The organism is Prolixibacteraceae bacterium, from assembly GCA_019856515.1.
Classification (GTDB): domain Bacteria; phylum Bacteroidota; class Bacteroidia; order Bacteroidales; family Prolixibacteraceae; genus Halosquirtibacter; species Halosquirtibacter xylanolyticus.
This window is the reverse complement of the sequence record CP082230.1, coordinates 628,526-648,852: the sequence shown is the minus strand read 5'-3', so window position 1 is coordinate 648,852 and position 20,327 is coordinate 628,526. Positions and strand designations below refer to the sequence as shown.

The window sequence follows — 20,327 nt, the reverse complement described above, 5'->3', positions numbered from 1 at the left end:
TATGAAAAAGGCCTTAAAAGTTGGTGGGATCATCCTTATCAGTATTATATCATTGATGATTATTTTACCTTTCTTTTTTAAAGATCGTATTAAAGAAGAGGTGATTACACTGGTGGAGAATAATGTGGATGCAAAACTGTATACTGAAGATTTTTCGCTATCACTATTTAAAAGTTTTCCTCATTTGAATGTGAGTATTGATGACTTTAAATTAGTACATAATAATACAGAGAGTTTTAAGCAACCTATTGTATCTTTAAAGCGCTTAGAATTAGATGTCAATGTGTCAAGCTTATGGAAAGCAAAATCATTCGATATTCTAAAGTTTGAATTGGTCGAACCAAATGTTGCATTAGAGGTAACCAAAGATGGTAAAGCCAATTGGGATATTGTTAAAAGTAGTAGCGAGAAAGAAGAGGCCACTACTGAAACGACCAGTAGTACCAGTAGTTTCGGTGTGAATATGGAGGAAGTTATTCTTGATCAAGCAACATTATCATATGTAGATCATAGCGGAGATATTCAATTCGTGATGAATAACTTCAATTTGAAGTTGAAAGGAAAGATGACTGGAGTGGATACAAAGTTGTCTCTAGAGAGCAACTCTAATGTCACCTGTCAATATGAGAATGTTGCTTATCTATCTCATGTTCCTGTTTCGTTGTCCACTACCGTAAAAGCAAATTTTGAAAAGATGCTTTTTGAGATTGTAGAGAGCGATATGAAGATCCAGTCTTTTCCTTTGGTAGCTCAAGGAACATTCCAAATGGATGGTGATAACTATGTGCCAAATATAAAAGTACGTTGTCCACACTCTTCTTTTGGAGAGTTATTAGGTTTAGTTCCAGATGCGTATAAATCTTATTTAGAAGGGCTGGATATGACGGGTAAATTGGCTTTTAGCAGTAGTGTTGAAGGCGTTTACAATGCATCTACATTTCCCAAGTTTGGAGTAAATTTAGAGGTTAAAGATGGTCGTATAAAATATAAAGATCTTCCAGAATCCGTGGAAAATATTGAAGTACGTCTCCATATTGATAAACCTCAAGGAGGGCTTGATCTTACTAAAGTGGATGTTCCTTCTGTTGCAATGGTTATCGGAAAGCAACCAATCAAAGCTTCATTCTCGGTAACACAACCAATGAGCAACCCTAATTTTGTAGCGTCCTTAGTTGGAGATATCAATCTTACCACATTAAAGAAGTCGATTCCAGTAAAGATAGAGGTTCTTGAAGGAAAGATATCGGCAAATATGAAGCTTCAAGGGACGATGGATCTAATTGAGAAAGAGGCGTATGATCAACTTTATATGGCTGGATCTTTAAGAGTTAATGGTTTGAAATACAAAGATGCATCACTTCGTTATCCTGTTGAAATTCCGAAAGCAGGAATGGATATGACAGCAAAAAAGATTACGTTACAAGAGACAAAACTGAAAGTACAAAAAGATGTAATCACATTTACAGGGAATATACAAAATTACTTTCCTTATTTATTCAAGAATAAGACTTTAAAGGGTAATTTATCTGTAAATAGTCGTCAGATCGATGCTAAAACGTGGATGAATATCATGGTCTCAAACGAGAATAGTGAGACAGAAAACAAGGAAGTAGTGAAAGAGGTGGCACAAAAAGATACCGTTGTAGTTGAAGCGGTTCAAATACCCAAAGGATTACATTTTGATGGATTCTTAAATATTGCTGCTTTAAAATATGATGATATTCTAGTTTCAAATATTGTTGGAAAAGCAACGATTGTTGATCAAAAGGCTATTTTGAGTAACCTAACCATGAAACTATGGAATGGTTCTATGGTTAGTAGTGGTACTTTTAATACACAAATCGCTGAAAAACCTACTTTTGACTTCTCTTTTAAGGCTGATAAGATTCAGATTACGGAGGCATATAGAGCTTCTCAGACAGTTCAAAAATATGCTCCTATTGCAAAAGAAAGTAGTGGAGACATCTCTGCTAATATGAAAATTAGTGGAGCTCTTGGAAAAGATTTCTCACCTAAATTCAAAACATTCAATGGAAAGGGTGTTATTAGTTCTTCTGAAATTACATTAAAGGCTGATAAAACAACAAAAGAGATTGCAAAACTAATTCAAGGTGAAGGATCTTCGGATCATTTGACTGTAAGTAAATTCTCTGCCAATTTTGATTTGGTTAATGGTAATCTTAAACTACATCCATTTAATACTAAAGTTGCTGGACAGAAAGTTACTTTCTATGGTACACAAAACTTAGAAGGAGAGATGGATTATCAATGTGACTTCTTAATTGAAAGAGATAAACTATCTGGAGATGTGAAGTCTGTTGTGGATATCATTCCTGGAGCTAGTTCCATTAAAGAGTATAATATAGGGGTGAAAATTACTGGTACGACTAATGATCCTAAAGTAAAAGTGGACTTGTCAAAGGCAAAAAAACAGATACAAAAAGAGTTAGAGAAAAAAGCGGGTAATAAAGTGAAAAATGAAATCGGAAATCTTTTAAAAGGTTTATTTTAATACCATTATTCGTATATAATTTAAGAAAAAGGCGTTGCAACTTGTTGTGATGCCTTTTTCTATGTCGTTTCTTTAATACTCAATTCCCAATTGGGGGTACATAGATGATACAAACGTGTATTATAATGGGGGCTTTATGGTATTAAATCCCGTATGTCATTAAGATCTGCAAAGGACAGTGGATCTCCATATAATATCTTAAGGCTATTGTTTATTCCAATATACACATTCACAATTACCACCATATTGACTCTCTAAAATTATTTGGGAGAGTGATACCCCATATTACTTGATTCAATCGTTATTTTAATACAAACTTTTGGTTGTCTGAGAGGAGCTGATAATATTAAAAAGTATCTAGGAATTATTTTTTTGAATATTATTCTGAATCATTCTAAAAAAGGATAATCAACGATTGGATGGACTAGTTTTACTAAAGAATGCTATTTTTTTGCATTCTCTTCTTTTTTCTCTGTATGTTTTTTATCTATTTTGTATCTTCGTAAATGGAAATAGCGATTACCGTGTTTTGTTTAATTTCGAGACCTTGTTATGAGATTAATCACAAAAAACGGTTCTAGTTGTATTTATAGGTAAAAAGGATTATACATTTAAACGTGTCCAGCGGTTATGGAAAATAAAATATATACAGTTATTACTGGATCTGGATCTTCAATTCCTCCTAGGGTTGTTAAGAATGAAGAATTTGTAAATCATAAATTTTATCAGCCAGGGAAGCAAGTTCCTTTTGATACTCCAGGTGAAGAGATTACATCTAAATTTGAGGCAATCACTTGTATTGCAGAGCGTCGTTATGTAGATGAGAAACAGACGGCATCAGATTTAGCTGTGGAGAGCGCGATTCTTGCATTGGACGATGCAGGATTAGACAAGGAAAACCTTGACTTTATTATTGTTGCACACAATTTTGGAGATGTAAAGAGTGGAAGTACTCGTATTGACAACATGCCTTCATTAGCAAATAAAGTAAAGGACAAGCTAGCAATAAAGAATCCTTCGACTTTTTGTCATGATAATATTTCAGGATGTCCAGGATGGACACAAGCTATGATTATCGCAGATGCTTATATTAGGGCTGGTTTCTACCAAAAAGGTCTAGTTATTGGTGCAGATGTATTATCAAGAGTTTCTGATCCTCATGATCGTGATACAATGATCTTTGCTGATGGTGCAGGAGCTGTGGTTGTTGAAGCAAAAGAGAGTGATGTACCAGTAGGTATCTTAGCTCATGAAAGTCGTTCAGATGGGGGCAAATATTGTAATGCTCTTCAAATGGGATCTTCTTGGAATCCAGACTATGATCAATCAGAAGAAGTGATCAAAATGGAAGGAAATAAGATCTATGTTTATGCCCTGTCAACTGTACCTGGTGTAGTTAAGAAAAGTATCGACAAAGCAGGTTTAGATCTTTCTGATATCAACAAAGTTTTTATTCATCAAGCCAATGAGAAGATGGACCTTGCGATATTGGAAAGAGTATATAAACTATATAAAGTGAAGGAAGTAGATTACTCAATTATGCCTATGTCTATACGCGAATTGGGTAACTCGTCAACAGCAACTGTGCCTACGCTATTTGATTTGGTTAAGAAAAATAAAATAGAAGGACAATCTATAGAGAGTGGTCAGAATATTATTTTCACCTCTGTTGGTGCTGGAATGAATGTCAATTCTATAATTTATCGAATTCCATAAGGAGTTATGATGTTACATATTAAAATGGGGCTGCTCAATGTGAGTAGCCCCATTTTAGTTTAGTTAAGACTCAAGCTTTGGTTTGTTCTTTGATTGTATCATTAACCCAAATCCCATAACTACAGAAGTGACCACGATAACTATGAATAATAGACTACTTTCAATTTCAGCGATCAGATAGTTCTTTGGTATGGCGAAGAAAAGAAGAATCGAAATCAATCCTCTAGGTGCAATATAAACTTCGGGAGTAATATTTTTCTTGAAGAAAATCTTCAAGAGTATATAGTGAATGATATATATACCTGCAATAAATAACCCTGAAATAAGCATATTCTGTAGAGAGAAGATATCGTCAAAGGATAAGTACATTCCAAATATTACAAAGAATAGTGTTCGAATAATAAAGGAGCCTTCATCGGTTATCAATTTAAAATGGGAGAGAAGTTCATCTGAAAGGTGGGGATCAACCCAATCACTAGGAAGATGAAACTTATTTAAAAGCGTTTTGTGATTACTTAATAAAACACCATAAATCAGGATTAATAATAGTGATGAAAGATGAAATAATTTCCCTAATGCATAAAGTAATACTAGTACTGCTATAAACACCGAAAAGCGAATATGTCGATGTACCATCTTATGAAACACATAGAATAGAACTAAGCTACTTACAATAGACACGACAACCGTTAACACTGTACTTGAAAGGATGTTGACTGTAACCTTTAATACACTAGTTTCATCAAGATTATTTACCAAGAAATAAAATGCCATAATCCCTAGTATATCGGAGAAAGTACTCTCATAAATTAGAAAGTCTTTTTTCTCTTCAGACATATGATGAACACTTGGAATGACAATGGCACTACTTACTAATGATAAAGGTAAGGCATATAATAAACACTGTACCCAACCTAGGTTTTGTAGAAACACTTTAAATAAGGTAGATAGAACGAGCATACACCCAATAAGTGATATTAGTGCTAGCCAGAAAGATTTTGATATTAATGTTCTCTTTTTTGATGAAATCTTTAAATCTAATGCTGCCTCAAGAACGATGAAAATAATACCAACATTACCTAAGAACTCAAGTAATTGTTGTTTCTCAAAATGCAAATCATATCGATTAAATACATGTTGCATCACAACGCCTAATACAAGTAAACTTAATACGGTAGGAAAGTTGGTTTTTTTATTTAAAGCACCAAATAGAGCAGATAATATTATCACTAAGCATAATATTATCAACATAGCGAATGTGTTCATTGATAATAGTTTAAGGATTGTTGTTTTTATTTTGTCTAAAAAAACTCTATATAGATAGAACAAAAATAGTCTGCTGTTGTTTATGTGGTGTCTATATTAAAATTATAGTTTATGTCAATTTATCAGATATTAATGCCTAAACTAGGCGAAAGTGTAGTAGAAGGAACAATTTCAAAGATCTTAGTATCCGAGGGTGATGAGATTCAAGAAGATGATCTATTGGTAGAAATCACTACTGCTAAGGTGGATTCAGAAATACCTTCTCCAGTAGCTGGAGTTGTTACAAAAATTTATTGTGACGAAGATGAGTTACTGTCTGCTGGCACCTTATTGATGGATATCCGTCTCGAAGGAGAAGAGGATGATGAAGGTAGCGCTGCTGATAAGGAAACGAACACTGCAATTGAAGATAACACCACTATTTCTGATGATGCAAATGAGAAGCAATTCTTATCTCCATTGGTAAAGAAAATGATGAAAGATCACGGCCTTTCTAAAGAAGATCTGCGTTCAGTTAAAGGAAGTGGTGTAGGGGGGCGCATTCGAAAAGAAGACCTTCTGGCTTACCTAGAGACAACGTCGAATACCCAAACTACAACTGCACCAGTTGAAGCTCCTAAGGTAGCAGCACCGAAAAAAGAGGTGTCAACACCTGTTTCAAATAGTGTAACAGACTCTACAGCTTTGGATGGCAATGTAATCGAGATGGGAAATACTCGTAAAATTATTGCTCAACGCATGGTAGATTCTTTAAGCACTTCTGCTCACGTGACTACGGTTGTTCAAGCAGATGTTACTCCATTAGTTGAGTGGCGAAAGAGAATGAATCCTGGTATTAAAGAGAAACATCAGGTATCAGTTTCATATCTTTCTATTTTTGTTGAGATTGTATCGAAGGCTTTGAGGAGTTATCCTAAGCTAAATAGTTCAATTGTTGGAGACAAGGTTGTTCTTAAAGATGAAGTGAATGTAGGATTTGCTGCAGCAACGGAAGATGATGATCTATTTGTTCCTGTAGTTAAGAATAGTGATCAACTTAATACTGTCGGAATCTCAAAACAAGTAAACAAACTTATTGATAAAGTTCGTTCAAAGAATCTTGGTATTGATGAAATGACTGGTGGTACGTTTACTCTTACTAATTTTGGCTCTTTCAAAGGTCTATTTGGAACACCGATCATTAATCAACCTGAAGTCGCAATTCTTGCATTGGGAAATATTGAAAAGGTTCCTGCTGTAATTGAGACAGAGTATGGGGATGTAATTGGTATTCGTCATAAAATGTACTTGTCATTATCTCATGATCATAGAATCATTGATGGAATGCTAGCAGGTAAGTTTCTACAAGAAATTGTAAAAGAGATTGAGTCCTTTAATCCTAATGTAATCTAAATATGAAAGATATTAATAAACTTCATGATCTTGAGGTGCCTCAAGAGTTTAGTGTTAGAAAAACACCAAAGAAGCAACTAGAACATTGGTACCGATTGATGACAATTGGTCGTATTATTGATGAGAAAGCACCTAATTATCTGAAGCAAGCACTCGGATGGTCCTATCATGCACCATATGCTGGACATGATGGTATTCAATTGGCCATTGGTCAAGTGTTTAAGAAAGAGCAAGATTATTATTTCCCGTACTATAGAGATATGCTTGCATGCCTCTCAGCGGGGATGTCTGCAGAGGAGCTATTGTTGAATGGATTATCTAAAGCTGCCGATCCATCGAGTGGCGGAAGGCATATGTCTAACCATTTTGCTAAGCCTGAAATTAATATTGAGAATGTTTCATCGAACACAGGAAATCATACCCTTCATGCTGTTGGTGTTGCCAGGTCATTAAAATACTATAAAGATGACGGGGTTGCGATGAGTTCTCAAGGAGAGAGTTCTGTTTCTGAAGGATATGTTTACGAAGCAATTAATGGCGCATCCAAAGAGAAGCTTCCTGTAATCTTTGTCTTCCAAGATAACGGTTATGGTATATCTGTACCAAAAAGAGATCAAACGGCACGTCGTAAAGTTGCTGACAATTTCCGTGGCTTTAAGAACCTTCGTATTATACATTGTAATGGTAAAGATGTTTTTGATTCAATGAATGCGATGTCTGAAGCACATAGATGGGCTAAGGAGAATCAAATGCCTTGTATTGTTCATGCAAACTGTGTCCGTATTCATTCGCATTCAAATAGTGATCGTCATGACCTTTATCGCGATGAGGATGAGCTAGTTTATACTAAAGCATATGATCCATTAGCAAAGTTTGAAAGAATGCTGATACGTTATGGTCATTTTACAGAAGAGGAACTAACTCAAATAAAACAAGAGTCAAAAGATGTTGTAAACAAGGCACATAGAAAAGTGATTACTGAGAAAGGACCTTCATCTGAAAGTATCTTTGACTTTGTTACTCCAGAACCTTATGTGTCAACAAAATACCCTGATGGTACTCATCAATATGATGGTCCTAAAAAGAAGCTTATAGAGGCTCTAAATGAGACCTTAAAGGCTGAATTTAGACATAATCCTGAGACTTTTTTATATGGCCAAGATATGGCAAATAAAAAGAAGGGGGGAGTCTTTAATGTTGCTAAAGGTATGCAACCAGAATTTGGAAAAGGACGAGTCTTTAATGGGCCTATTGCAGAAGACTACATTGTTGGTACGGCAAACGGAATGTCTCGATATAAAAAACAGAATATTCGTGTGGTAATAGAAGGAGCGGAGTTTGCTGATTACTTCTGGCCTGCGATGGAACAATTTGTTGATTCATCACACGACTATTGGAGATCTAATGGTAAATTTTCACCAAATATGACTATCAGACTTGCTTCTGGAGGTTATATCGGTGGTGGTATATATCATAGTCAAAACATTGAAGGTAGCTTAACTACTTTCCCTGGGGTACGTGTGGTTTATCCATCCTATGCAGACGATGCGGCAGGACTATTAAGAACATCGATTAGATCGAAAGGAATGACCATGTTCCTTGAGCCTAAGGCATTATATAATTCAGATAAAACAGCCACCTCTATACCTGATGATTTTGAAGTTCCTTTCGGAAAACTTAGAGTAAGAAAAGAAGGTAAAGATCTTTCAGTTATTACATATGGGAATACAGTCCCTATGTGTATGGAAGTTGCCAATGAACTGGAAAAAGAAGGGTACAATATTGAGATTATTGATCTAAGGAGCTTAGTCCCACTTGATATTGAAGGGATAAAAGCATCTGTAAAGAAGACAAATAAGGCTATTGTTATTCATGAAGATAAAGTATTTTCAGGTTTTGGAGCTGAGATTGTATCTGAAGTTATGGAGACATGTTTCGAGGATTTAGATGGTCCAATAAAACGAGTAGGGGCAAAATTCACACCTGTTGGTTTTAATCCGGCACTTGAAAAAGCTACACTTCCTAATAATCAATTGATTAAAGATGCTATTATTGACACCCTAAAGTATTAACTCTATGAAAGCGAAAATCGCAATATTAACAAGTAGTCAAGGGAAAAATACCCAAAAAGTGGCTGAGATACTACAAGAGATGATGCCTGATGGCATTTCTCTTGAATCTATTGATATAGACAAATCAGATGGATCAGAATTAAAGGATTATAAACATCTGATAATGGGGCTTTCGACTTGGTTCGATGGGGAAATACCATTTTATTGGGATGAATTTCTCCCATCTATAGAAGATCAATCATTTAAGGGTAAAAAAGTAGCTATCTATAGCCTTGGAGACGCTAAGAACTATCCAGATAATTTCTGTGATGCAATTGGTGTTCTGTCAGAATGGTTGGAGAAAAGAGATGCTAAAATTATTGGTTGTGTCTCAACCAAAGGATACCATTTTGACACCTCTTATTATATTGATAATGACGAGTTCAAAGGTCTACCAGTAGAGTTCAATGTCGAAGATTCTGATTGGGAACGTAAACTATCTGATTGGAGTAAGCAGATTCTAAAAGAATTTACTCTTTAAATGCTCTTCAGTATGTGATATTTTGCTTATGTTTGTGAATATAGGACACTAATTAAGTAAGTAAGCTTATGATCAGAAAAAAGAAGAATGTAGCAATCGTTGCTCATGATAATAGAAAAGCTGACATTGTTGAGTGGGTTGATTGGAATTGGAAGGCTCTTGCTCAGCATTCATTAGTTTGTACAGGAACAACAGGTCGTTTAGTTGAAGAGACAATCACAAAGAAATGTCAAGAGAACGATTTCTTTGCACCTACAGTTAAAAGACTAAAATCAGGACCTCTAGGTGGAGATCAACAGCTAGGAGCTCTTATCTGCGAAGGAAAGATCGATATGGTGATCTTCTTTTGGGATCCAATGGAGCCACAGCCTCATGACGTGGATGTGAAAGCTTTGCTACGTATCTCGGTTCTTTATAATGTGCCTACAGCTTCTAATAGAGCAACGGCTGATTTTATGATATCTTCAGCACTATTCGATCAAGACTATAAGCCAGAAGTAAAAGATTATACATCTTATATTACAAGAGACATTGAATCAAAATAGAACAAAGCATTGATTACATATAAAAAAGCTAGGATAATATCCTAGCTTTTCTTATTTACATAATTGTCATGTAATATGTGTTATGTTAAGTAGTGTGATACTCCAAATATTGAGTAAAGCATATATACTAGAACAAATGCTATCTATGAATATGGTTTAATTACTAACGTTCATAGACAGAACACAATGTCATAAACATTAAATAATTAAATATTGGTGATATCCAGACTCTCCGCCTTCTTACTTCTTAGAATATAAAAAAAGCTGATCCTAAATGAGATCAGCTTTTTTTTATTTTGATAATGAACTTATTATTCAAGCTCTTTCATCTTCTTCATAACAACATCATACTTGTCATTCATTCCTAAACGATAGTATAAGTTCTTTAGATTCTCAAAGGTTGCTTTCTCTTTTGGATTGATCTCTGCAGCTTTTTCAAAATAAGGTACTGCTTTTTCAAACTCAACATTAGCTAACTCTTTTTGAGCCTCATACTTCTTTACCTCACTTGTTGGTAGACTATTTGCAACTTCAAGAAGCTTCACCCCTTTGTTATAGAAAACAGCACCTAAGTTGTAATAAGCATCTGCAAAATCAGACTTTGCTTCGATAGCTTTATTATAAGCCTCTATTGCTTTAGTTGGGTCTCCAAGATTATCATATACAGATCCTTTAGCGAAATAATATGATGGATTCTTTGGATCTGAAGCAATTGCTTTATCTAAATAAGTAAGTGCACCTTCTACATTCTTTGATTGGATATAGTAGTTAATCAATTCAACTAAGATACCTTGATCTGTTGGATACTTGTGAAATGCATCTTGCATAGCCTCTAGAGCTTTCACACTATCATTTTGCGCTTTATAAGCATTAATGATGCCTAGAGCACATTTTTCGCCATTATATCCAACCTCTTGAGTTTTATTGTAATACTCAATAGCACGATCATACATTTTTGCAGCTGAAGATGCTACAGCAATATTGTACATGATAACTGTATCAATTACCGCTTTATCACTACCAATATAAACAGGATTTTCTTCAATTCTAAGAACATTTACAAATGCATCAGATGCACCTTTATAATCTTGAACTTCGTACGCTTTTGCACCAGCATTAGTAAAGTCTGTGATTAAGAACATCATCGCAGCTTTGATCTCTTTAGAGTAACGATTACCTTCATCTATAGAAGCAGCTTTAATATAAGCTGTTAGAGATGAATCAAGTGGATTGACCAGTTGTTTCTTAAGCCCATCATAGCTTTTATTCTTTGTGGTAGCAATAGAACGCATCACCTGCCCTTTAGCAATAAATGTTTTAGGCCAAGCAAGAATCTTATCTGCTTTTTTGTAATTTGGATCAAGAGCACCATTAATTGCTTCATAAGCTTTATCCAATTTTCCTTCCTTAGCATAATTTTGTGCACTATACACTTTGCTTTTTTGTGCAGATGCATTCAATGCAAAAGCAGAAAGTGCAGTAAAGACCAGTAACTTCTTCATGTTCGTGTAAATTTGATTCTTTTATTATTATCTGTTTTTTAACTAAAAACCAAAATCTAATGTTTGTTGTCCGTTGATTGAATTGTCTTCATCATTATTATCCGAAGAGTCATCCTCTTCTTCTGGTGTTTCAACAACATTTGTTTCTTCTATCACTTCTGCATCATCAACAATTTCAATGTTATTATCAGATGAGATATCCTCTACTTCTGATGTTTCAATAACAGTTTCTTCGATTAATGCAGCGCCAGCAATTGAAGTCGCTTCATCGTTATTCTCTTTTAGCTCCTCCTCTACTTCAGACGATGGAACCACGTCTACAGAAGCAATACTATCCTCATTTCTAAGATTAATAAGCTTCACGCCTTGTGCATTACGACCAGTAATACGGATATCCGAAATTGGAAGACGAATAGCAACACCAGCAGAAGTCAAGATCATTAAATCATCACTATCAATAGTTGATTTAATTGCAACTAGAACTCCTGTTTTATCTGTCACATTTAGAGTTTTCACTCCTTTACCTCCTCGGTTTGTGATTCTATAATCTTCAAGTTTAGAGACTTTTCCATAACCTGATTCAGAAACAACCAGAATATTTTCATTGCTGTCAGGAGAAACACAGATCATTCCGACAACCTGATCGTTGTTCTCACCTAGAGTAATACCACGGACACCTGAAGCTGTACGCCCCATTGATCTCAACTTCGTTTCATTGAATCGGATAGCCTTACCTGTACGAACAGCCATCATAATATCATCACTACCATTAGTAAGTCTTGCCTCTAGTAGTTCATCATTTTCACGAATACTGATTGCATTCACCCCATTTTGACGTGGACGTGAATAAGCTTCTAAAGATGTTTTTTTAATTACACCTTGTTTAGTACACATCACAATGAAATGATTATTGATATAATCCTCATCTTTCAATGTTTTCACATTGATGTAAGCCTTAATCGGATCATTGGATTCAATATTAATTACATTCTGGATTGCTCGTCCTTTAGATGCTTTGGTTCCTTCAGGGATTTCGTACACTTTCAACCAGTGACAACGTCCCCCTTGAGTGAATAACAAAATCGTATTATGCATCGTACAAACAAACATATGCTCGATATGATCTTCATCTCTTGTAGATGAACCTTTAGAGCCGACACCACCACGCGATTGAGTTCTAAAATCAACGAGTGGAGTACGCTTGATATATCCCATCTTAGAAATAGTAATTACCATTTCATCATCAGCATAAAAATCTTCAGGATTAAACTCGCTAGAGCTCAATACAATCTCTGATTTTCTCTCATCACCAAATGTCGTATTCGCCTCATCTAATTCATCACAGATAATCCCCATACGGATCTCTTTAGATGCAAGAATCTCTTTTAAGGAATCGATCAACTTGCTAATCTCTTCATAAGAAGCAAACAGCTTATCTCTTTCAAGACCTGTTAGCTTTTGCAATCTCATATCAAGAATTGCTTTTGCTTGAAGTTCATCTAATTCGAAATTCGAAATCAAACCATCTTTCGCTTCTTGCGGTGTTTTAGAGCCACGAATAAGCTTAATTACTTGATCAAGATGATCAATCGCAACAATTAACCCTTTCAAAATATGAGCCTTCTTCTCCGCTTGCTCTAATTCAAATTGAGTTCTACGAGTAACAACCTCATGTCTATGATCTACAAAATTAGAAATCAGTTCGTGTAGATTAAGCAACTTTGGTCGACCTTTTACTAAGGCAATATTATTGATACTAAAAGATGATTGAAGTGGAGTAAACTTATATAGTTTATTCAGCACTACATTACTAATAGCATCTTTCTTAACATCAATAACAATTCGCATACCATTTCTATCCGACTCATCATTGATATTTGAAATTCCATCAACTTTCTTCTCATTAACAAGCTCAGCAACTTTCATAATAAGTTCTGCTTTGTTAACTAGATAAGGAATTTCTGTTATGATAATCTTTTCTCTCCCATTTGACGAAAGCTCGATATGAGATTTACTTCTCATGACCACTTTCCCTCGTCCGGTTCGAAAAGCTTCCTTGGCTCCTTCTGTTCCGTAAATAATTCCACCTGTTGGAAAATCGGGTGCTTTTACAATATCGATTAACTCTTCAATGGAGATGTCGTTATTGCTGATATAGGCCTTTGTTGCCTTTATAACATCAGTAAGGTTGTGAGGTGGCATATTCGTTGCCATACCAACAGCAATACCCGAAGCTCCATTGATAAGAAGTGTTGGAATACGTGTTGGTAAAACTGTAGGCTCACCTAACGACTCATCAAAATTAGGTTGAAAATCAACTGTATTCTTATCCAAATCGGATAGCGTCACTTCCGCAATTTTAGCAAGCCTTGCTTCAGTATACCTCATTGCTGCAGGGCTATCCCCATCGACAGAACCGTAGTTTCCTTGTCCATCAATTAATGGATAACGCAATGACCAATTTTGAGCCATACGTACCATTGCATAATAGACAGAAGAGTCACCATGAGGGTGATACTTACCCAGCACCTCTCCTACAATTCTTGCAGACTTTTTATAGGCCCTATTAGAGAAAACCCCTAGTTCGTTCATTCCATAAAGAACGCGTCTATGTACGGGTTTTAAACCATCACGAACATCTGGAAGCGCACGCGAAACAATCACAGACATCGAATAATCGATGTAAGCAGACTTCATTTGCTCCTCAATGTTGATCTGAATTATTTTTTCACCTACCGACATATATATAATATATTTATTAATATTCGTTACCTATTGCACTACCCATTGTCGACTACTCAACATATAATATTTTGTGACGACTTTATAAGGTAATTCAAGATAGACAAAAATAATAAAAAAGGTTAGTTTTACTCCATATTTTATGGAAAAAGCACCATAAAAACGAGGTCTCAAATAACTTTTTTCACGATCTGTTTTTTTATAAACGAAAACATAAACCGCAAAGAACTAAAAATAAAGTTAATAATAAAGTGGGCTCATGTAAAACAAGATGATCCTTTCATTTGTTCTTCTGAAAAAAGCACGATAAAATGGACTTGAAAGTGTTTTTTTGAATAAAAATGATTATTATTGAAATATGGTAAGGTGTTGAACTGTGTTTACACCTAAAGCATTCACAAGAAAAACTTATTATATGAATTCAGATTTTTCACAAGAGATCCAAGATGTCCTCTCCTTTAGCAGAGAAGAAGCTATACGTCTAGGCAATGACTTTATAGGTACAGAACATCTCTTCTTAGGAATTCTTAGAGAGGGTGCATTATCTCCAATTCTATTAGAGATGGGAGTTGACATTGAGCAGATAAAGAGCAACATCGAAGCTAACATAAAGAGAGAAACTCTTTTAGAAAGCGATACACGCATACAACTTTTAAAAGAGACTGATAAAGTTCTTAAGATCACGCACCTTGAGTCCAAAATATTATCCTCAAAGGTTATCAAGACAGGACATTTATTACTTGCTATATTAAAAAATAACGACTTCTTAGTAACAAAACTTCTACGCCAATATAGTGTAACATATCATAACTTCAAGTCTCGCTATGAGATGACCAAAATTGAAGATCAACAATTAGGAGAAGTAGATCATGAGCTACAAGCCTCATTTGATGATGACGATGATGATGATGATCTTTTTGGAGGTAATCCAGAAAAACAACAATCCTCTTCTTCATTCTCCTCAAGTAAAGGGTCTTCTTCGACAAAATCGGACACTCCTGTTCTAGACAATTTCGGTGTTGACATCACCAAAGCGGCTGAAGAAGGAAGCTTAGACCCTATTGTTGGACGAAAGGATGAGATTGAACGAATAGCTCAAGTTTTAAGTAGAAGAAAGAAAAACAATCCAATTCTAATTGGAGAACCTGGTGTGGGTAAATCCGCAATTGTAGAAGGGTTGGCACTTCGTATAGTCGAAAAAAAAGTATCTCGAATCTTATTTGACAAGCGTGTCATCAGTTTAGACCTTGCTTCGATCGTAGCTGGAACTAAATATAGAGGGCAATTCGAAGAGAGAATGAAAGCCATAATTTCAGAGTTGGCCAAAGTAGATAATGTGATCTTATTTATCGATGAGATACACACCCTTGTGGGTGCTGGAGGCGCAACTGGCTCACTAGATGCTGCAAACATACTAAAGCCTGCTTTAGCTAGAGGTGCTATTCAATGTATTGGTGCCACAACACTTGATGAGTATCGTACCAATATCGAAAAAGATGGTGCTTTAGAGAGACGTTTCCAAAAAGTATTAGTAGAACCGACGTCTATTGAAGAGACAATTGAGATTCTTAATAACATAAAGGAGCGATATGAAGATCATCACAACGTAACGTACACGAAAGAGGCAATTGAAGCTTGTGTTAACCTCACAACTCGTTACATCTCTGACAGACATCTTCCTGACAAAGCTATTGATGCATTAGACGAAACAGGATCAAGGGTTCACATCAATAATATTGTTGTTCCCGATGCGATCATTGAAATGGAGAATAAGATTGAAGATATCCATAAAGATAAAGTCGGAGCAGTACACAACCAAGATTTTGAACTTGCAGCACGTTTCCGTGACAAAGAGAAGCAACTTCAAATCGAGCTAGAAGAGATGAAGGTGAACTGGGAAAAAGAGCTAGAGCAACATCGTGAAATCGTTACTGATGAAAATGTTGCTGACGTAGTGGCTATGATGTCAGGAATACCAGTACAACGAATTGCTCAAGCCGAAGGCAAGCGTCTTGTCAACATGTCTAAAGATCTTCAATCTTCGATTATTGGTCAAGATGATGCTATTATTAAGATAACCAAAGCCATTCAGCGAAATAGAGCAGGATTAAAAGACCCGAATAAACCTATTGGATCTTTTATCTTTCTAGGTCCTACTGGTGTTGGTAAAACCCGTCTTGCAAAAGTATTGGCTGAACATCTTTTTGACAGTACAGATGCCCTTGTTCGTATCGACATGAGTGAATACATGGAGAAGTTTGCCGTCTCAAGACTCGTAGGAGCTCCTCCAGGATATGTTGGATATGAAGAAGGAGGTCAACTGACCGAAAAAATAAGACGTAAACCCTATGCTGTTATTCTACTTGATGAGATAGAAAAAGCTCATCCTGATGTCTTTAACTTATTACTGCAAGTTCTTGATGAAGGCCGTCTTACTGATAGTCTCGGACGTAAAGTAGACTTCCGAAACACAATCATCATCATGACTTCAAATATTGGGTCAAGACAACTAAAAGACTTTGGTCAGGGAGTTGGGTTCAATATCAGAAGATCCAAAGAAGAGGAGAATGAGCATGCAAAACATATTATCCAAAAAGCATTAAAACGTGCCTTTGCTCCTGAATTCTTAAATCGTGTTGATGATGCTGTCCTATTTAACTCTCTTGGAGAAGAAGATATCTACCAGATCATTGACATTGAAATGAAAGGACTTCTACAAAGAGTTAGTGCTCTAGGCTATGAACTTCAAGTTTCAGAAGACGCAAAAAGATATATTGCAAAGAAAGGTTACGATCCTCAATTTGGTGCAAGACCTCTAAAAAGAGCCATTCAAAAATATATCGAAGACGAGTTGGCAGAGGTTATTATTAAAACAGAAATTAAAGATGGAGATAAGATCAACTTATCTTTCAATGACAAAGAGCAAAAACTTGAATTTGCGATTAACTCAGATCTCAAATAGATTTTTAATATATATGCTCAAAGATAAAGATGGGATAGAACTCTTAGTTAGTTCTATCCCATCTTCTTTTTGAATCCGAAACGTTCATTCAAGTAGTTGTAAACCTCAAGGAATAACAAATCATCACGATTTGCTTAACTCTCTTCGACTTAATTCGTATAACCTCAATATCATCAAACAGGTAACATGACCCACCAACGATATATTCCAGAGATGTAATGTTTTACAAATTCTTTGCTTCATTCCACAACACATCCATCTCCTCTAAAGTCATTGTATCCAAAGGCTTACTGTTTGCAATAGACTTTTCTTCTATATAGTTAAATCTTTTCGTGAACTTCATATTGGTTCTCTCCAATGCAGAGTTAGGATCAACACCATAAAGACGCGCTGCATTTACAACGGAAAAGAGTAAATCTCCAAATTCACCTTCTAGATCCACCGCAGTGCCATCGATCATCTCTTGTTCCACCTCATTAAGTTCTTCTTTAACTTTAGTCCAAACATCCTCTTTCTTATCCCAATCAAAACCAACATTACGTGCTTTCTCTTGTATCCTAGAGGCTTTAATCAATGGTGGAAGAGATTTAGGTACACCCTCTAACACTCTTTTATTTCCGCCTTTTTCTTTAAGCTTTAACTTCTCCCAATTTTGGAGAACCTGCTCCTCTCCTTCAACTTTAGTATCCGAGAATATATGTGGATGTCTAAATATCAATTTATCCACCAAGCTATCCATAACATCACTTACATCAAACCAGCCTTTCTCTTCAGCCATTTTTGCATAGAATACAACGTGAAGAAGCACGTCTCCCAACTCTTTCTTAATCTCATCAGATTTTTGTTCCCCTATTGCATCAACAAGTTCATACACTTCCTCCACAGTAAGGCTCTTCATTGATTCGAAAGTCTGTTTTCTATCCCAAGGACACTCTAACCTTAAACGATCAAGAACATCTAAAAGCTTCGCCAATGAAGCCGATTCTTTTTCTCTTGCCACCATAATGTTGCTTTAATGTTACTTTTTACCAAAGGTAACCTATTCTTCTTCCATCGAAAGGAATATTTCACAAAAATAATTCACTAAATTTGTCAAAGATCTTTTGAGAATAATATATGACAGAGATTGTACAAAAAACAATAGAAATTGATGATCCTTCAACACTGTGGGGGATCAATAATGTGCACTTAGAATTATTCAGAGCACATTTTCATTCACTTCGACTAACATCTCGAGGAAATGAACTTAAGATAAAAGGAAAAGATTCAGATGTCGAACGATGCGCAGAATCTTTAAATAAATTAATCAAGCTACTCCACAACAAAGGGAGTATAACAAAGCATGATCTACTAGACCTTCTTGAAGAAAAACATACCGAAAAGGATTTTCAATTCAAAAAAAATATCGTTGGTTACACCCATTTAGGAAAACCCATAGTGCCACAAAGTCGTAACCAACAACTACTAATTGAATCCGTTCTATCTAAAGATCTGACTTTTGCTATTGGTCCAGCAGGTAGTGGTAAGACCTACCTCTCCATCGCAATGGCGATTCAACTACTCAAGGCAAATCAAGTACGAAAGATCATACTTTGTAGACCTGCAGTAGAAGCGGGTGAGAGTCTCGGATTCCTCCCCGGAGATATGAAAGAGAAAATTGATCCATTTCTACAGCCTCTTTACGATGCACTTCAAGAGATGTTGTCTGCAAAGAAACTAAATGATATGATGCAAGATGGAATAATACAGATATCACCACTTGCCTATATGAGGGGACGAACATTAAAAGATGCTTGTGTCATCCTTGATGAAGCTCAAAATGCAACCCACTCCCAACTAAAAATGTTTTTAACCCGTATGGGACCAACCTCTAAATATATTGTTACAGGAGACATCACACAGATTGATCTACCCAGAAACCTTAAGTCTGGTCTTCGAGCAACAATAGATGCCTTAAAACCCATTCCTGAAATTGGCATCATGAATTTAGCTCTGGTTGATATCGTAAGACATCCACTAGTAAAGAAAATTGTGGATGCCCTTGAAGATCCCGAATCCAATATTTAATAACCCAAAATAATTCACAAATGAAAAACCAATTAGTTAAATCGGCATTTCAATTCCCAAATCAAAAATCTGTTTACCATGGTAAAGTAAGAGATGTTTATGATTTAGGCGAAGACCACCTATTAATGATTGTTTCTGACAGAATCTCTGCGTTTGATGTTGTTTTACCTACTGGAATTCCTTATAAGGGAGAAGTTCTAAATCAAATAGCATCTAAATTCTTAGATGCTACTGCCGATATCGTTCCGAATTGGAAAATAGATACTCCCGATCCTGCAGTAACTTTTGGATATCGCTGTGAGCCATTTAAAGTAGAGATGGTTATTAGAGGCTATCTAACAGGGCACGCTTGGAGAGAGTATAAAGCGGGAAAACGTAGCTTATGTGGCATTCCTCTTCCTGAGGGGATGAAAGAGAATCAGAAATTTGACACCCCTATCATTACACCTACAACGAAAGCTGATGTAGGACATGATGAGGATATCTCAAAAGAGGAGATCATTTCACAAGGACTTGTATCTAAAGAGGATTATGAAGCTCTTGAGAAGTACACCTATGCCCTATTTGAAAGAGGAACAGATATTGCTGCTAAAAATGGACTTATTTTAGTAGATACGAAGTATGAATTTGGGAAAAAAGACGGTAAGATCTATCTTATTGATGAGATCCACACTCCCGATTCTTCACGTTATTTTTATGCTGACACCTACGAGGAGAACGTTGAAAAAGGAGTTTCACAGAAGCAGTTGTCGAAAGAGTTTGTTCGTCAATGGTTAATAGAGAACGACTTTCAAGGACGTGAAGGGGATGTGATGCCAGAGTTCACAGAAGAGTTTGTAAATCTGGTTTCTCAACGATATATTGAGCTTTATGAGTATATCACAGGCGAAACATTTGTAAAAACGGATATATCAGATGTTGCAGCCCGCATCGAAAATAATGTAAATGACTATTTGAAGAAAAATGCTTAATGGCATTCTTTAAAATCAATATAAAGAAGGGGCTCTTTTAAGAGCTCCTTCTTTCGTTTC

13 protein-coding genes are annotated in these 20,327 nt (G+C 35.8%); 9 read left to right on the top strand and 4 right to left on the bottom strand.

Features of this window, described 5'->3' with window-relative positions; genetic code table 11:
• The first annotated feature begins 1 nt into the window (after nucleotide 1).
• A complete protein-coding gene (locus tag K5X82_02225; protein QZT37723.1) occupies nucleotides 2-2,512 on the top strand; it encodes a hypothetical protein in 2,511 nt (836 codons plus the stop codon).
• 630 nt (nucleotides 2,513-3,142) lie between these two features.
• Nucleotides 3,143-4,228: a ketoacyl-ACP synthase III gene (locus K5X82_02220; protein QZT37722.1), complete on the top strand. Its 1,086-nt coding sequence runs from the start codon at nucleotides 3,143-3,145 to the stop codon at nucleotides 4,226-4,228.
• 63 nt (nucleotides 4,229-4,291) lie between these two features.
• On the opposite strand, the gene K5X82_02215 is transcribed toward K5X82_02220, so the two are convergent.
• The gene (locus K5X82_02215) at nucleotides 4,292-5,494 is read right to left on the bottom strand and encodes a cation:proton antiporter (protein QZT37721.1); all 1,203 of its coding nucleotides are present in this window, start codon (nucleotides 5,492-5,494) and stop codon (nucleotides 4,292-4,294) included.
• Nucleotides 5,495-5,605: 111 nt separating this feature from the next.
• Here K5X82_02215 and K5X82_02210 point away from each other — a divergent pair, with 111 nt between their 5' ends.
• The 4 genes from K5X82_02210 to K5X82_02195 all read left to right on the top strand — a co-directional run bounded on the left by K5X82_02210 (nucleotide 5,606) and on the right by K5X82_02195 (nucleotide 10,023).
• Nucleotides 5,606-6,886, top strand: a complete 1,281-nt coding sequence (locus K5X82_02210; GenBank protein ID QZT37720.1) for a 2-oxo acid dehydrogenase subunit E2 — start codon at nucleotides 5,606-5,608, stop codon at nucleotides 6,884-6,886.
• Between the two features lie 2 nt (nucleotides 6,887-6,888).
• On the top strand, nucleotides 6,889-8,958 hold the full coding sequence (locus tag K5X82_02205; protein QZT37719.1) for a 2-oxoisovalerate dehydrogenase: 2,070 nt from the start codon (nucleotides 6,889-6,891) through the stop codon (nucleotides 8,956-8,958).
• Nucleotides 8,959-8,962: 4 nt separating this feature from the next.
• Complete coding sequence (locus K5X82_02200; protein QZT37718.1) at nucleotides 8,963-9,478, top strand: flavodoxin domain-containing protein; 516 nt, start codon at nucleotides 8,963-8,965, stop codon at nucleotides 9,476-9,478.
• Nucleotides 9,479-9,546: 68 nt separating this feature from the next.
• A complete protein-coding gene (locus tag K5X82_02195; protein QZT37717.1) occupies nucleotides 9,547-10,023 on the top strand; it encodes a methylglyoxal synthase in 477 nt (158 codons plus the stop codon).
• A 311-nt stretch (nucleotides 10,024-10,334) separates the two neighbouring features.
• Here the strand turns inward: K5X82_02195 and K5X82_02190 are convergent, their stop codons facing one another.
• Nucleotides 10,335-11,525, bottom strand: a complete 1,191-nt coding sequence (locus tag K5X82_02190) for a tetratricopeptide repeat protein (GenBank protein QZT37716.1) — start codon at nucleotides 11,523-11,525, stop codon at nucleotides 10,335-10,337.
• 42 nt (nucleotides 11,526-11,567) lie between these two features.
• On the bottom strand, nucleotides 11,568-14,267 hold the full coding sequence (gene gyrA / locus K5X82_02185; protein ID QZT37715.1) for a DNA gyrase subunit A: 2,700 nt from the start codon (nucleotides 14,265-14,267) through the stop codon (nucleotides 11,568-11,570).
• Nucleotides 14,268-14,682: 415 nt separating this feature from the next.
• On the opposite strand from gyrA, the gene K5X82_02180 reads away from it, so the two are divergent.
• Nucleotides 14,683-17,229, top strand: a complete 2,547-nt coding sequence (locus tag K5X82_02180) for an ATP-dependent Clp protease ATP-binding subunit (GenBank protein QZT37714.1) — start codon at nucleotides 14,683-14,685, stop codon at nucleotides 17,227-17,229.
• Nucleotides 17,230-17,452: 223 nt separating this feature from the next.
• Here the strand turns inward: K5X82_02180 and mazG are convergent, their stop codons facing one another.
• A complete protein-coding gene (gene mazG / locus K5X82_02175; protein QZT37713.1) occupies nucleotides 17,453-18,232 on the bottom strand; it encodes a nucleoside triphosphate pyrophosphohydrolase in 780 nt (259 codons plus the stop codon).
• A gap of 113 nt (nucleotides 18,233-18,345) precedes the next feature.
• Between mazG and K5X82_02170 the strand changes: the two genes are divergently transcribed.
• On the top strand, nucleotides 18,346-19,296 hold the full coding sequence (locus K5X82_02170; GenBank protein QZT37712.1) for a PhoH family protein: 951 nt from the start codon (nucleotides 18,346-18,348) through the stop codon (nucleotides 19,294-19,296).
• Nucleotides 19,297-19,316: 20 nt separating this feature from the next.
• The gene (locus K5X82_02165; protein ID QZT37711.1) at nucleotides 19,317-20,267 is read left to right on the top strand and encodes a phosphoribosylaminoimidazolesuccinocarboxamide synthase; all 951 of its coding nucleotides are present in this window, start codon (nucleotides 19,317-19,319) and stop codon (nucleotides 20,265-20,267) included.
• The last annotated feature ends 60 nt before the right edge of the window (nucleotides 20,268-20,327 follow it).

Coding starts and splice junctions, on each gene's coding strand:
- K5X82_02225 (QZT37723.1), top strand. CDS start 2: ATGAAAAAGGCCTTAAAAGTTGGTGGGATCATCCTTATCAGTATTATA.
- K5X82_02220 (QZT37722.1), top strand. CDS start 3,143: ATGGAAAATAAAATATATACAGTTATTACTGGATCTGGATCTTCAATT.
- K5X82_02215 (QZT37721.1), bottom strand. CDS start 5,494: ATGAACACATTCGCTATGTTGATAATATTATGCTTAGTGATAATATTA.
- K5X82_02210 (QZT37720.1), top strand. CDS start 5,606: ATGTCAATTTATCAGATATTAATGCCTAAACTAGGCGAAAGTGTAGTA.
- K5X82_02205 (QZT37719.1), top strand. CDS start 6,889: ATGAAAGATATTAATAAACTTCATGATCTTGAGGTGCCTCAAGAGTTT.
- K5X82_02200 (QZT37718.1), top strand. CDS start 8,963: ATGAAAGCGAAAATCGCAATATTAACAAGTAGTCAAGGGAAAAATACC.
- K5X82_02195 (QZT37717.1), top strand. CDS start 9,547: ATGATCAGAAAAAAGAAGAATGTAGCAATCGTTGCTCATGATAATAGA.
- K5X82_02190 (QZT37716.1), bottom strand. CDS start 11,525: ATGAAGAAGTTACTGGTCTTTACTGCACTTTCTGCTTTTGCATTGAAT.
- gyrA (QZT37715.1), bottom strand. CDS start 14,267: ATGTCGGTAGGTGAAAAAATAATTCAGATCAACATTGAGGAGCAAATG.
- K5X82_02180 (QZT37714.1), top strand. CDS start 14,683: ATGAATTCAGATTTTTCACAAGAGATCCAAGATGTCCTCTCCTTTAGC.
- mazG (QZT37713.1), bottom strand. CDS start 18,232: ATGGTGGCAAGAGAAAAAGAATCGGCTTCATTGGCGAAGCTTTTAGAT.
- K5X82_02170 (QZT37712.1), top strand. CDS start 18,346: ATGACAGAGATTGTACAAAAAACAATAGAAATTGATGATCCTTCAACA.
- K5X82_02165 (QZT37711.1), top strand. CDS start 19,317: ATGAAAAACCAATTAGTTAAATCGGCATTTCAATTCCCAAATCAAAAA.